Origin of the sequence: Hahella ganghwensis DSM 17046 (genome assembly GCF_000376785.1) — a bacterium.
Lineage (GTDB): Bacteria > Pseudomonadota > Gammaproteobacteria > Pseudomonadales > Oleiphilaceae > Hahella > Hahella ganghwensis.
The window spans coordinates 67123-82030 of sequence record NZ_AQXX01000137.1 but is presented as its reverse complement, the minus strand read 5'-3'; the positions used below and the strand labels follow the sequence as shown (position 1 = coordinate 82030).

General features: G+C 49.6%; 10 protein-coding genes and 1 tRNA gene. 3 read left to right on the top strand and 8 right to left on the bottom strand.

What is annotated here, in order from left to right:
• Nucleotides 1-28: 28 nt before the first annotated feature.
• Nucleotides 29-3649, top strand: coding sequence for a JAB domain-containing protein (locus F566_RS0125100; RefSeq protein WP_020409797.1), 3621 nt, complete (start codon nt 29-31; stop codon nt 3647-3649).
• Nucleotides 3624-7286, top strand: a complete 3663-nt coding sequence (locus tag F566_RS33985; RefSeq protein ID WP_020409796.1) for an LPD38 domain-containing protein — start codon at nt 3624-3626, stop codon at nt 7284-7286. The genes F566_RS0125100 and F566_RS33985 overlap by 26 nt, the downstream gene beginning before the upstream one ends.
• On the opposite strand, the gene F566_RS0125090 is transcribed toward F566_RS33985, so the two are convergent.
• Nucleotides 7283-7561 (bottom strand): hypothetical protein, encoded by a 279-nt coding sequence (locus tag F566_RS0125090; RefSeq protein WP_157497072.1) that lies wholly within the window; start codon nt 7559-7561, stop codon nt 7283-7285. The two genes, F566_RS33985 and F566_RS0125090, sit on opposite strands and share 4 nt — an antisense overlap.
• A gap of 396 nt (nt 7562-7957) precedes the next feature.
• On the opposite strand from F566_RS0125090, the gene F566_RS0125080 reads away from it, so the two are divergent.
• Nucleotides 7958-8233, top strand: coding sequence for a hypothetical protein (locus F566_RS0125080; protein ID WP_020409793.1), 276 nt, complete (start codon nt 7958-7960; stop codon nt 8231-8233).
• A gap of 68 nt (nt 8234-8301) precedes the next feature.
• Here the strand turns inward: F566_RS0125080 and F566_RS0125075 are convergent.
• The 7 genes from F566_RS0125075 to F566_RS33975 form a co-directional block, all read right to left on the bottom strand.
• A tRNA-Ser gene (locus F566_RS0125075) sits at nt 8302-8391 on the bottom strand.
• Between the two features lie 295 nt (nt 8392-8686).
• Nucleotides 8687-10234, bottom strand: coding sequence for a response regulator (locus F566_RS0125070; RefSeq protein ID WP_020409792.1), 1548 nt, complete (start codon nt 10232-10234; stop codon nt 8687-8689).
• A 451-nt stretch (nt 10235-10685) separates the two neighbouring features.
• Entirely contained in the window at nt 10686-11369 is a 684-nt protein-coding gene (locus F566_RS0125065; RefSeq protein ID WP_020409791.1) for a pseudouridine synthase, read from the bottom strand.
• 100 nt (nt 11370-11469) lie between these two features.
• On the bottom strand, nt 11470-12681 hold the full coding sequence (gene arsJ / locus F566_RS0125060; RefSeq protein ID WP_020409790.1) for an organoarsenical effux MFS transporter ArsJ: 1212 nt from the start codon (nt 12679-12681) through the stop codon (nt 11470-11472).
• Between the two features lie 26 nt (nt 12682-12707).
• Nucleotides 12708-13721 (bottom strand): ArsJ-associated glyceraldehyde-3-phosphate dehydrogenase, encoded by a 1014-nt coding sequence (locus tag F566_RS0125055; RefSeq protein ID WP_020409789.1) that lies wholly within the window; start codon nt 13719-13721, stop codon nt 12708-12710.
• Nucleotides 13722-13827: 106 nt separating this feature from the next.
• Entirely contained in the window at nt 13828-14301 is a 474-nt protein-coding gene (locus F566_RS0125050; protein WP_020409788.1) for an ArsI/CadI family heavy metal resistance metalloenzyme, read from the bottom strand.
• 101 nt (nt 14302-14402) lie between these two features.
• Nucleotides 14403-14783 (bottom strand): metalloregulator ArsR/SmtB family transcription factor, encoded by a 381-nt coding sequence (locus F566_RS33975; protein ID WP_020409787.1) that lies wholly within the window; start codon nt 14781-14783, stop codon nt 14403-14405.
• Between the last annotated feature and the right edge of the window lie 125 nt (nt 14784-14908).

The following is a 14908-nucleotide window of genomic DNA, read 5'->3' as shown; positions in this document are numbered from 1 at the left end:
ACTAATAAGAATAATAACAAGGTACAACATGGGTCAGTTTGACGAACTAATTAATCAATATAGCCAGCCTCAGTCTACTATGTCGCCTTGGTCTGATGTTGGTAGTGTTCCCCGTTACGACGCCAAGAGCGAAGACCCGAAAGCCGAGGACGGTTTAACATGGGGGGATCATGGCCGGTCCATCATGATGGGGGGGGCATCTGTTGCTGAGGGAGTTGGCTGGCTTGCGAAACAAGCAGGATTTGAGGATTCAGGCCAGTTTGTGCAGGATTTGGGGCGTCGAGCGGTTGAGTATTGGGCTGACGGATTATCCGACTATGCGAAACAAGAGGTTGCTAAACAATTTATCCATGAGGATGAGAGCGGTAGCTATTCGCTTGGGGATGCATCCTGGGATACAGTTAAGTTATCACTTGGTCAGAGTGCGCTTGGTACAGCAGCTGGGATGGGGCTGGGCGGTCTTTTCGCTAAAGGTTTTCAATTAGTCCCAAAACTCACGCCCGTGGTAGCTGGAGCATTGGGCTATGGGGTGGGAGAGGCTACTGTTGCTGCAGGGTCTTCCGGCGCAAACGTAGAGTCTCGTGTGGACGCCTTGACTCATGATCAGCTCATGGAACAGCCAGAGTATAATGCAGCGTTTCAGTATTTCGGTGATGAAGATCAGGCCAGAGGGCTGATAAAGGACGCGGCAGGTGAAAAGGCTTCGGCTCTAACTTTTCTGTCCACTTTACTGTTATCCGCCCCCTTCGGAGCTGTCACAGGTAAGCTGACTCAAGGTCTCCCGCTGTCATCCACCAGGCTGGGATCAATCGGTGCAGGAGCTGCAGGCGAAGGCGGGCAGGAGTTTTTGCAGTCCGGTGCAGAGTCCCTGGCGCAAAACTATGCGTTGCTGACGCACGCGGACCCTAACCAGAAACTTTCCGAGGACGTGCTTAACTCTGCCGTTGGTGGAATGGCTGCCGGTGGAATTATGGGGGGCTCCTTAGGAACCTTTTCACCGCTTGAAAATATTGAGCGTGCGCAGTCCGAGGCGAGAGCCCAGGGAGGTGACGCCTTAGATCAGGCTGAAGCTGGCGCAGGCGGGTTACTTCAATCATCAGTCGAGCCCATCACTCCTGCACCTCCGCAAGATATACGGTTGCCGCAACCAAGTGAGGCACAACCAAACTTCGATCACGGGGCGCGCGGACTCAACGAGATACTGAATCCAACTCGCGGACCAAAGCAGATCCTTGAACAAGCCAAACGTCGCGCTGACCTCCTGAAGCAACAGGCAGCAATGCCCACAAATGAAACAGAGCAAAAAGGGTTGCTTTCAGATTTCCGAGGCCCGGTGATCCCGAACCCATTTACTGACGGCATGGGGCTTGAGCCTCAGCCAATTCAGGCGCGTGTGCAAAATGAGCAGGTGCGACGCCAGGAACAGGCTGAACAGATTGAGCGATCAAAGCATGTAGTCGATTTCGTTAAGCCCGACATGCCTCAGCGTGAGAGCAAACTGGCCCTGACTGACGAAAATAACACGATTCCTTTCGAGCGAACCCCTGTTGATCGCACTGATGATCTTGCGTCCAGAATTGAGCTGCAGATCAAGGCGTTTAATGAAAAGCAGAGGCAAGAAGCCCCAGATAGTAAACCAGCCGAAAAGCTGGCAGATGTCTATCCGTCCAAGCTTGCGGCGATGCGAGCCAACCGGAAGGCGGGCACAGAGAAGGAATTAGAACCGGTGAAAACTGGCGCGAAGCATTGGGCATTACAACCTAAGCAAGCCCCCGAGATCACCAGTGAATCGCCGATGTTTGATGCTTCACACGACCCGGAAGCACTTAAGGATGATCAATCAGAGACTGATAATCTCTCTCAGGCCGAAGTAATACCAGAGGAGGGAACCGATCAAGTAGGAAGGCGGGAAGTTGAGGCGTTAGCCAACGAAGCGGCCACGTCTCCGCTGAATGATTTGCCGGAGCCTACGGAAGCTCAGAAAGAAGCTGGCAACTTTAAGCATGGACATGTGAAGGTTCAAGGTCTTGATATATCAGTGGAGCAGCCAAAGGGCTCAATCCGGTCCGGCACGTCTGCTAATGGAACCAAGTGGGAAAGAAAGCTCCAGTCCCATTATGGTTATATCAAGCGCACAACAGGTGCTGACAATGAGCACGTGGACGTATTCTTGGGGGATGATTCAGACAGTTCTCAGGTTTTTGTCATTGATCAGGTAGGGAAAGACGGAAACTTTGACGAACACAAGGTTATGGTGGGATTCCCCAATCAGTTAGCAGCGCGGCGCGCATACATGCGCAACTATCCGAAGGGCTGGACAGGTCTGGGCGGGATAACTCCCCTGGGCGTACACACCTTTAAAAACTGGGTTAAGAGTGGAGATCTATCTAAACCGCTTCATGACCTCCCGGTAAAAATGCATAATGAGGAAGTCGCCGCAACTACTAACAAGGAAATTACCGGAAGCCATGAGCGAGAAACCGGCAAGTTACCAAGCAAAAGGTCAAGTAGTGGAAACGCTTCCAGTGCAGCTGAAAACTTATTACCCGCCGCCGCCCTACCTGCAAAAGAGCGCAAACAAAGCCTTAAAGATACTTTTGCTACAGCCGCAAGATCCACAGAAACCCAAACCATAAATGTTGGCTTGGTCCGTGCCAACACGCCCGAGGATATTGCTCATATAGTAGCTCCATATCGTAAGCATGGTCAGGAAACCATGATTGCAGTAGTTACGGGAATTGGTGGCAAAATTCTAGAAGTTATCCGTCACACTAAAGGTCTAAGGGCTTCGGCTGATGTTGATCCCGGCATACTGGCGGGCTCAATTGTCTCAGTTAAGGGGGCAAAAAACTTTTGGTTTTCGCACAACCATCCATCTGGGAAAACCATTCCGTCAGACAGTGACTATAAAATAACCACTGTAGTTAGTGAGCTGCTTGAAGGAACCGGGGTAAATTTTCGTGGTCACGTTGTAATCGGAAAAGGAGGCAAAGCCACATTCTTTAAAGAGGGAGAGTATGATCGCGCGACTATTGAAGCGACTCCCGCCCCCCGTAACTTTAAGCAGCCTGTAACAGAAAGAGTACTGTATTCTCGTGAGTCCATAGGGGAGCCTGTGACCTCGCCAGATGTTGCTAGAAAAATGGTTAAAGGTGTATCGTCGGAACAAGCAGTTATTCTGATGAACAATGATAATGCCCCTACGGGGATATTAAGTATTGATTCTAAGGGGCTGGTAGCACTAAAGCACACAGGGGAAAGCAACCGGCTACTGGAAGCAATTCATAAATCGAATGCGGCCGCAGTTATTTTAAAAGACTTCAACTATTCGCGTGTCTCACAGCAAAGCTTTCAAAATATAGCCAACTTTCTTCGATCAGCAAATATAAAAGTGCTGGATTATCTGTATAAGGAAGATGGCGAAATAAAGAGTGATGCAGAGCGTGGAGGCAGGGTTTCAGGAACTGAAAGAGCCTTCTTTAGCCTGTCCTCGGATATTGCCGGCACTACAGGAATCGTTGGCAATAGTGCTGTCGCCAAGGTGGATGCAGAAAAAGCTATCTCCCGGATTACTCGCAACTGGAGCGGCGGATCTAACATTGTGAAGCTTGTGGAATCGTTTAATGATCTTCCGGGAGTATCAGGCTGAAAGCTATGGCGCAGACCCCAACGACATAAGAGGAGTATTCCATGGCGGCCGCATATATTTGGTGCGTCAAAATCTGCATAGTGTCCAAGAAGCTGAGAAAGTTCTGTTTCATGAGGGCTATGGGCATTATGGGTTACGGGCACTGTATGGGCAAGATCTGGCCAGGGAATTGCGTAAGCTTTTTATGGCAATTGGCGGGGCTCGCGGATTTAATGAGATTGCCAAAGCAAACAATATCGATCTTAAAAAGTATGCTGTAGGTCTGGACTCATTACCTCGTGATACAAAGATCCAGGTAATGATGGATGAGTTATTGGCGCACATAGCAGAACAAAATAAGCCCAGCATTAAGCGGGCGGTTCAGGAGCTAATGGGTCGGTTCCGACAGTGGTTACGCCGTAACGGATTCCTGAAAACAGCAGATCTATCAAATAGCGAGCTTCTTTTGTTGTTGAGCAACGCGCGCGCAGCTATGGAAGGGCGCGGGGAATCGTTGTATCGTGACAATGATGACATTAGGTTTATGTCGAAAGGTGAAAACAATGAGCAAAGCAGAAGTAGTGAACCTGGATCTGGAAGAAGACAACGGGAAGCCAGTGAAGAGTTTGGCCGAAATCTTGCGGGAAAACCCGCACCTGATTGGCACTTACAAACACGGATTAGGGGTAAACACGGACGACCTGTTAGAGTCTTCAGAGGATCAGAAGCCGGGCTCTCAATCGGAAACTTTGGACGAGACCAAATAGGGAAGGCCACCAATCACCCTTCTGCAGCTTTGGGGGTTTGGTTTACCACTAGCAATTCTGATGCATCCAGATATGGCTCAACTGTTGATAGCGTTTATCTGGATATTCGAAAACCCAAGGTTTATAAAACGGAGGATGTGCCTTCGTTCGATAGTCAGGAGGCGGCAAAACAATTTGCTGACCGACTGAGGGCCAAAGGGTATGACGGGATAATCTTTGACTACAGAGATATTGGCGGGCCTCTGCACGTCATGGCGTTTGAAGCGTCCCAGGTGTATCAAAGCAATCAAAAAAACAAAGGAACTGATGCGCCATTATTCTCAATTACTCCAGATCGCGATTCCTCCGTTTTAGATAAATTTGGCCTGAACCCAAAACAAGAGGCCAAGTTACGGGAATCTCTCGACCGCGCAGTCACCAAAGAAAATGAAAAATCAGTCTGGTCCCTGTTTAAACATCGAACCTATGAAGGGATGTTTGACGGCCTCATAGGCATCAAGCGGGCTGAAGACTCTGCAGGCGTATCCAACCCCGAAGATAGTGGCTACGTCGGCGCTCGGTTAGCTACAGGCGTCGCGGATGTGATGCATGCAATTTTGCATTATGGCGCTCCCCAGTGGCGAGCAGGTGCCCTTCAATATAAAGAGGGGACCAAGGGGCTTCTGGAGATCCTGGGCAAAGCAGGCGAAAACCTGAATGATTTCCTTGCATGGGTTGGGGCTCATCGCGCCGAAGAATTGATGGAGCAAGGGCGAGAAAACAACCTTACCCGGGAAGACATTGCAGCCCTAAAAAATCGCGCCTCCGGCAAAGAAGCCCTATTCAGGGAAATGCACTCAGAGTATAAAAAGCTCAACTCCGCTATGCTGGACATGGCTGAGCAGGCGGGACTGATTAACGCTGACGCTCGCCAAAAGTGGCAATCTGATTGGTATATCCCCTTTTACCGCCAGGAAGAGGGCGACGACGGCAATATTGCCTTGCTGGCTCCCAGAACGAAACGCGGACTATCTCACCAAAATGCAGGCATTAAATCCTTGCGGGGTGGCGACATGGCTACCAATGATTTGCTTGAGAATATTCTGACCAACTGGATGAAGCTGACAGACGCCAGCATGAAGAACAGTGCATTGCTGAAAACGGTCGATAATCTTCAGGATAGTGACTATCTGGAAGCGTTCGAAGGGGAAAGCTCAGTTGATTATGTCGGCAAGAAATCAGATAAAAACGTTGTCAGGGTTCAGCGTGACGGAAAAGACGAGTATTACAAGGTTTACGACCCCGCACTATTAAGAGCCGTCACCCATCTTTCATCATCTGGATTTAATGACCCGGTGACAAAAGTGGGAAGGTATATGAAACGCCTGTTAACAACGGGTATTACCTCTTCGCCAGATTTCATCATTCGAAACTTTATCCGTGACGCCGCCCACGCCTGGGCAATTAATCCCGATGGTTTCAAGCTGGGCACTGATTCAATCAAGGGGCTCAGAGATGCTTTTAAGGAGGATCCGGAATATCGCGAACTGATGTTTGCTGGCGCTTCTTTCCAAGGCGGGTATGTTCATGGTACAGATCCCGAGGCGTCAGCTCAGATCATAAGGCGGGCACTCGACAAAAAGGGACTGTCAGGACGTCAGGCGGACGAATACGTTAACTCTCTGCTTAGAACCCCTGATCAGGTCTATGGTGCGATTAAGAAGGGCTGGCAGGTATACCGGGAAGTTGGCGACCGGGTGGAGAACGCTAACAGATTGGCGACTTATAAGGCCGCCAAGAGGTCTGGCAAATCGCTTCTGCAGGCCGCGTTTGAGTCCAAGGATTTGATGGATTACTCGCTACGCGGAAACTTTCAGCTTATGAATTACCTGATTGACCTGGTGCCATTCATGAATGCCCGGCTTCAGGGTATAAGCAAGCTGGCAAGAGCAGCCAAAGAGCATCCAAGGCGCGTGCTGATGAATGCGGGGTTTAAGTTGGCTATGTTTTCTTTTGCCCTGGCAATGCTGAATGATGACGATGAGCGCTACCACGAGTTGCCAGACTGGGATAAGGATGCCAACTGGCATTTCTGGTTAGGGGATGATCACTACCGCATACCTAAGCCTTTTGAAATCGGGATCATTTTCGGGACAGTACCAGAGCGCATTTATCACGTTATGGCCGGAAACCAAGACAGCGAGAAGCTGATGTGGTCTATCAGCCATAATCTTTGGGAGACCATGGCGATCAATCCGACCCCTCAGTTTGCCATGCCGATTATTGAGAGTGTCGCTAATCGTCAGTTTTTCTTTGATAAGCCGATTGAAGGAATGGTGGACGAAGGGAAATTGCCAGAGGCCCGCTACGATGAGCACACAAGCATGACAATGCGTGTGCTTGGTGAGTGGACTGGAATGTCCCCGAAAAAACTCGAGCATTTGTTTAATGGGTATCTGGGAACTATGGGGATGTACGCCCTGGGCGCTGCCGACATGCTTGCTAACACCATGACAGGGCGTGCAGAGTCTCCAGATTGGAAGCTTGAGGACTTGCCGGTTATCAAAGCCCTTTATCGCGGTAAAACAAACAAGTCCACTCAGTACACCACGGATGTTTATGACCGGTGGAATGAGGTGGATCAGCTTTACCGAACGATTACCGCCTTCAGAAAAGAAGGGCGCTTTGAAGAGGCTCAGGAGCTGACGAAAAGCAACTTTGAAAAATTGCGGTACCGGAAAGCTCTGGGCAAAGCTCGCCAACGCCTTGGGGATATTCGTAAGCAAATGGATCTTGTGCGCCGGAACCGGATAATGTCGGCAGAAGCCAAACGTAAAAAGCTCGATCAATTGACCGAGCTTCGCAATGAAATATCCGGGATGTATGCAGAACTTACAGAAGACGACTTCTAAGAAAAAAACAGCCACTCATAAAACTGCACCATAATCCAGGAAAAACCGCTAAGGAGGGCGAACGTAAATAGAACCGCGTAGATACCTTCTATTGACTTGCCGCCTTGATCGGTCTTGATCAACCAATAAATGCCGCCAGCAGCAGGCAGGGCAAGGGGGCTCAATTCATTTGCCAGACAAAAGGCTATTACGGCCAATAGAGTGAGAATTGCGGGCACTCGCAAAACGTTTATCAAATTACTTCTCCTTGCAAAACGAAGGGTAATTAGGGTCATTTATCGCCAGGTCATATTTGTTCTGTATCCGGCGACTGTTAATTGCCCTGACTATCTGTAGGGCGCCTTCGATGGTTGGGCATCCGGTTGTAATCAATTGGGATCTTCCAGATTTCTTTCCGCCATGCAGCTTTAACACCAGCCAGTTTCCAAAAAGGTCGCGCGTAAGTACCACCTCATAGAATCGTCCGTCCTTTCTTTCCCAGCGCCACATAGTTCACCCGTTTCAAAAAATTACATTTTGCTGAACCCCTCGGCTGGCCTGAAGGTTCGCAAGAGGTTCTATTGTTTGGGGTGGGGGATAGTCCAAAAGGTGTAAATGAAACGACAAAAAATGTCGTTATAAAATGCATCATTTAACCTCTCCGACGTAGTGGGCTGTGATGGAAAGGGAGTATGGAAAATAAGAGGTTTTGTGATATGCCATTTGCACCGAATCACAAAGAAGCTGAAATAGAATCGATCCAGGGATATTCAGAGGCATGCAAGTTGGGCAGAAAGCACGCTCAAATGTTTGTTGCCTGGGTGAAGGCTCAGCCTCATCAAGTCGGTAACAATTGGATAGGGCAAATACTTCAGGGCGGCTCAGATGGGGCTGAAAAACAAGGGTATGTTGCAGGCTTTTGCGCCCAGCTAGAAAGGAGTTTGGTTTTTGGGATTAAAACGGTTTGATTTGGGCCGAAATTGGGCCGAAGCCCAATTGTAAACCCTGTAACCGATTGAAATATAAAGAAAAATAGTGGCGGTGAGGGAGGGATTCGAACCCTCGATACGCGTTAACGTATACACGCTTTCCAGGCGTGCTCCTTCAACCACTCGGACACCTCACCTAAAACTGTTTGGAGAGTAACTGATCTAGCTTTAAAAAAGCTTGGAGAGCCAGTCCTCAATTTCCGAGGGCCGCTACTCTAAACGAAAGCAGACCCTATGGCAAGATTTAGATAGCACTTTGAGTGCTTTTTAATACGTTTTTCTCTGAAATAGGGGGGCTGCCTGCTGTGGTAGCGACCTATCATAATGAAAAAGCCTGCTTTTATTGCAGGCTTTGGTTTTTTACGTTCTTTATCGATCACTCCATTATGATTGGCTTTTGCTCAAAATAATGTGTGTCCGATACAAGAAAGTTTATGCGACCTGCCCAGCGGCTTGTATTTTACGATTAGTGAGGAGCTTGCCGAGCTTATCCAGCAGCCGTCCGTTCCAACAGAGCTTTTGTCGGTCATCACAGGTTGTGGGATCCAGGTCATCAAAACCGATAAAGACCGGGCTGTCGAAATTGGTCTCCAGGTCCTCAACAATGTCTGCACACCAGTCCTCATCGTTACATTGAACCAGCCAGGCATCCAGTGGTTGCTGTTGGGCAAATTCTGTGGCGTGCTTTAATTTATCAGGGTCACAACTGACGCTGATGCTGTAATTGTGTCGAACCAGGAAGCGGCTGATGTAATGGCGTAGCTCCGGGCGTTCCACAATCAAGCCGACTGAGCCTGCATAGGGTTTGTCGGATTTGGGTGGTTTCACCTTCGCATACCGGCCGATCGCTCTCTCCAGACCGTAGATGTTGAACGGCTTGGCAAGATAGTGATTGATGTCCATTCGCTTGCTCCAGTCTGAAAACAGCTCAGTGTCTTCTTCTGACATCAGAACAATGGGGACCGGACGGGTACGATATAAGCCCCGCATGCAGATCACGACTTCGGGCGTGGACATATCAGTGAGGTTCTGGTCCAGCAGGATGACTGATGGGCGGAATCTGTGCAGAAAATTCAGCGCCTCTTTGGCGCTGCCCACTGGCAGGCAGCGTACACCCATGGTTTTGACCATGTTGGCCAGAGCTGAGCGAACCTTGGGATTGGGTTCCACAAGCAGCACAATTTCATTACTTGCACGTGCGGCTTTGATTTTCTTCGCGGCTGCCTGAAATCCGCTTCTTTCTTCGGAAGAGGGCTGTTTCTCCGGAAGAAGCCGGTCTTTGGCTCCTGGCTCGAAAAAGTGGGTCAACCTTGCCCCGGCTTTTTCTACGCTGGTGGGTCTGGTGGGTGAGGTCACCTGATTGGTCAGTTGAGGGATGTTGTCTGAGTCGTCCTCGTCCGGCGTTCTGCCTTGAGCCTGTCTGGCAATCGGCTTTGTTTGATTGACGGCCGGCTTGGCCTGCATGGACGCAGGTTTGCTCCGCTTGGTTGGAGATGATTTTTTGGCTATTGGTTTATTCGCCTTGGGTATACTGGCAGCCGGTCTAGCGTTAGAGGAGGCAGCTTTTTTCGCTGTAGATTTGCGAACAGGTTCTTTCCTGGCGTTATCTTTGTCCTGGGAATTGTCGTCGTCATTGGCTGCCGGCGTTTCAAATGCAGGCATAAGACTGGACTCGTCCAACGCCAGATCACTTACATCAGCGTAGGTCTGATCAAGTAGCTGGGTATCAGCTGTAGGGGCTTTTGAATGGTCGGAATCATCAGCGGCTGAGGTAGAATGAAATTCTGCAGGTATTTGAGTCGTGCTGGTCAGAGGAATAAGTAGTGCATCTGAAGCACTCATTTCCCAGACAGCATTATCCTGCATACCGACATCGTAAATTGTGCGGCTATTTGACTCTTGGCGTTTGAATAATTGCTTGGCTACACGCCGGATGAACGACTTCTGTTCCTTGCGTGGGCGCTGTATCGTCTTTTCCATGGATCACCCTTACGGAATAGGTTTTTTTTCAACATTCTGGTTTATGCCTACTCGCTTTACCGCGGGACTCCATTCTCGATTATGTTTGTATTATCCATCGGGTGGCGATAGCAATCCCTCCCTTCTTATTTTGGGGAAGTGATTGTCAGTATGATTTTGCTCGTGTACATGTGAGCAGAATTTTGGAAGCTGCCATTATCGCCTTGCGCAGTAATGGTTAATAATACAGCGTTAAGAAAAGGCGGCAACCGGCCATTAGGCCTATATTATGTCAGGAAAAAGACATATCGATTTGAGCGTTCGGTAGATTTGCATATCGCTAAACCGGTCGGTCGGAATAGGGAGTTTTACCCGGAATTTGTCTGGATAACTATCTGAAAAGCGTGCCAAATATATAACTCAAAATTGAGTGTATAACCCATAATCGAGTCTATGGCCCAGAACTAAGTGCTCATGCATTTCGGAGTTGCCGACAGGGGAGCACTTCAAAATTCAGGTGTTGCTGGCTGTAGGGGTGATTGAAAGACAATGCCTGGGCATGAAGTAACAGGCGGGGTGAGCGGGCAACCACATTTGGTGGAGCGTAAAAACGGTCGCCTAAAATCGGATGTCCGATAGACAGCAGGTGTACTCTAAGCTGGTGTGATCGGCCTGTAATCGGATACAGGGCCACCAGCGTTGAGTCAGCATCCCGGGAGAGGACGCTGAATCGGGTTTGTGCTGGTTTGCCGTGTTCATGGCAGACCTTTTGTTTTGGGCGCTGGTCCCAGTCGCAGATCAAAGGCAAGTCAATCAGCCCTTCGTCCTTCTCCATGACGCCAGCCACTCTGGCGACATACATTTTCTGCACACTTCGCTCCATGAATTGTTTTTTTAGCGCGATCTCTGCTTTCTTTCTCAAGGCCAGAACCAGAACCCCGGATGTCGCCAGATCAAGACGATGGACCACCTGGCTTAACGGGTATCGTTGTTGTACTCGTCGCCAGATGGAGTCCTGTAATGCCAGGCCTTTACCGGGAGCTGTGAGAATACCGCTGGGTTTATTGAGCACAATAATATCTCTGTCGACATGTCGGATATCCAGCCATGGAATGGTTGGCGGTTCGTAGACAAGGGGAGGGATATTGTTCGACATGGACAGCTTGGGTTTCTGTGATTTGGTTCGGCCTGCAACAGGTTGTTGCGATCATTGTCATTTCGGGTGGGATTATAACCTATCGTGGAGCCCATGCCTGTCATTTTTCTGTTGTGTCCGGCAGTGCCAGCGAGATCAATGTGGTGGTGGCGAGAAATCCGGCAGAGACCAGCAGGCAGGCAGTGAGGCCATAAACCTGGAAAATGGTGCCGGAAAGCACCGTCCCGATGAGGCGTCCCATGGCATTGGCCATGTAGTAAAAGCCAACATCCAATGAGGTGCCTTCTTCGGAGGCAAAATGGACAATCAGAAAGCTGTGCAGGGCAGAATTGATCGCAAATACGATGGCAAATGCCAAAAGCCCGCCGATGACCACAAAGTAAGGGTTCAGATGCAGGTAAAGTGCACCTCCCATTGCTGCGGGTATGACGGCCAGCAGGCCTGCCCAGAGGACAACGGACTCTTTATGCCTGGGCTTTGAGCCTGAACGTGAGAGAAGCCTGGGGGCCAGGGATTGTACAATACCGTAACCAATGATCCACAGGGCAAGGAAGCCGCCTGTCTGCCAGAAGTTCCAGTGGAATGATTCACTGAGAAACACGGGCAGGGCGACAACGAACCAGACATCCCTTGAGGCAAACAGACAAAGCCGAGCCCCAGAGAGGATATTGACCGCACGGCTCTTGGAAAAAATCTCTCGGAATTTGGGTTTGCTGGATGACTTGCCGAGATCTTTTTGCAGCAGGAGGATACTGGATATCCAGCAAAGAAATAGCGCGCACGCCATGGCTGTCAGCGCCCCCTGGAAACCCAGGGTGCTGAGTAAGAGTCCACCGAGAAAGAAGCCAATTCCTTTCAGTGCATTCTTGGAGCCGGTGAGAAAGGCGACCCATTTAAACAGTTGTCCTGGGGCTTCTTTGGGAATCAGAGACTTTACGGCACTTTTGGCGCTCATTTTATTCAGGTCTTTGGCGATACCAGAAAGCGCTTGCGCCACCATCACCCAGGGAATGGTTAGCCAGCTGGCAGGTGTCGTCAGCATGAGCAGTGCCACAATCTGCAGGGCCAGACCGATATTCATGGTGCGGTTCAACCCGATTCTGGCACCCAGCCATCCGCCAATTAGATTGGTGACGACTCCAAAGAATTCGTAAAAAAGAAACAGCAGGGCAATATCCAGAGGAGAGAACCCCAGTCCATGGAAGTGCAGCACCACCAGCATTCTCAGGGCGCCGTCAGTCAGCGTGAATGCCCAGTAGTTTCCTGTAATGATCAGGTACTGGCGGATGTCATTTGACAAGTTGCTCAGCATAAAACCCTTAGCCTTCTTCCTCGTTGCTACCGGCTGTTTAAATGGCGACCCAGTTTAACTGCGAGCTCACCCATCCTGTTGACGTACCCCCATTCATTGTCATACCAGGCATATACTTTCACTTGGGTACTATTGATGACCAGAGTGGAAAGTCCGTCAATGATGGAAGAGCGTGGGTCCGTGCGGTAATCGATTGACACCAGCGGTCTGTCTTCATAGCCCAGAATGTCTTTTAACTGTTTCTCTGAGGCCTGTCGGAACAGGGCGTTCACCTCTTCGGCAGTGGTCGGCTTTTTTACTTCAAATACACAGTCGGTTAAAGAGGCATTGAGTAGCGGGACTCTGATGGCGTGGCCATTCAGGCGACCTTCGAGTTCGGGAAAGATCCGGGTAATGGCTGTTGCGGATCCCGTAGTGGTGGGGATCAGGCTCATGCTGCAGGCTCTGGCTCTGCGTAAGTCTTTATGAGGTGCATCCACAATCGTTTGGGTATTGGTGAGATCGTGAATGGTGGTCATGGAACCGTGATGTATTCCCAGAGACTCATGCAGGACTTTGACCACAGGGGCCAGGCAGTTGGTGGTACAGGATGCGGCTGTGACTATGTGATGCTGGTCTGGTAGATAGACTTCGTCATTGACGCCCATGACGATATTAAGAATGCCTTCCTCTTTGACCGGTGCACTGACGATGACTTTTTTTACACCCTGATGAAGGTATTGCTGGAGTAATTCTTTTTTCCGCATGACGCCGGAACATTCGAGCACGATGTCGCACTGGCTCCAGTCCGTATCGACAATGTTTTTGTTCTGGGTGAAGCGGATAGGGTGATGACTAATGATCAGTTGATTCTGATCATGGGTGACCGTTTGGTCCCAGCGTCCGTGAATGGAGTCAAATTGAAGAAGGTGGGCGTGGACTTCCGGGTTTTCTGCCGGATCGTTGATGTGAACAAACTCAATTTCAGGGTTACCCCATGCTGCCCGCAAAGCCAGCCGACCCATACGGCCGAATCCGTTGATGCCTACTCGAATACTCATTGAATTACCTTGTGAATCTGTTCGTGGAAAAGCTGTTCCTGAAAAGTCTTTGAAAAAGCTTGTAAAGGTTCATGGTCAAGGGGGGCGTAATGCCCCCTTTGGCAAATCAGCAGCAGCGGTTAGCGGATACCGATTCTGGTTTCCCGATGCAGCAAGCGTTTTGTTCGGAGGCTTCATCCTGCGATTTGTCTGCTATCGGCCCACCCTTTCCATAGGTTGGAATTGATTCAAGGCTATGGAATCCTTCCCAGGCAATTCCGTCAGGATCAACGGTCCAGTGTTTATTGGAGCGTGCATAGCAGCAGGTGGCTCCTTCTTCATCCACCATGGGCTGGTCGGCCGCTTTCATATTACTGCCGATTTGTTTCAGTTCCGATTCTGATTCTGCCTGCAGACCCAAGTGATCCAACCCGGTCTTTTGACTGCGGGTAGATACCGCAAAATTAATTCTGGGATCATCCAGCATCCATTTAGCGTAATCGTCCTTGACCAAAGCCGGTTCTGTGGAAAAGAGGCTGTTGTAGAACTGTATGCTCTGGTCCAGATCTTTGACGGTGAGGTGAATATGCATGCGCTTCATGGTAAAGCTCCTAATATTCGGTTTTTCGAATATTGATTATTGATATTCAATGACGGTTTACTGCCTGGTTGTGTCAATGATCTTCAGTTTGGCCGGACTTCTCAGAGAGTCGTCCGGCAGCCGGATGAAGAGTCCGGGTTAGAAATATCCACGGGGAGTTCGTCGCAGCAGTTTTGGCTGGAAAGACGTTGTCTGGCCTCCGTAATCAATGCCTCATTGCCAGCTACCGTCAGCTTTAGTACCTGATCAAACCATGCTGGAATTGCAGGGTTAAGACGGTAATACACCCATTGCTTCTGTTTTCTGTCGAGAAGAATACCTGATGCTTTGAGTTGGGCTAAGTGCCTGGAAATCTTTGGTTGACTGAGATTCAGGGCAGTAACCAGATCGCAGACGCACAATTCGCCGTTGATCAGAATCAGGCTGACCGCTTTCAGTCGGGTGTCATCGGCCAGGGCTTTAAATAACTCTGTTGGTTTCATATATGGATTTCCGTATATATGGACTTCCGTATATTGCATGCAAAAGAGTGACTTCGCAACCTGTTTTTTGGTAGGCGGGGAGAATATTCAGGTAAAAAGCCTCACCACCGGCGTGAGAGGCTTTG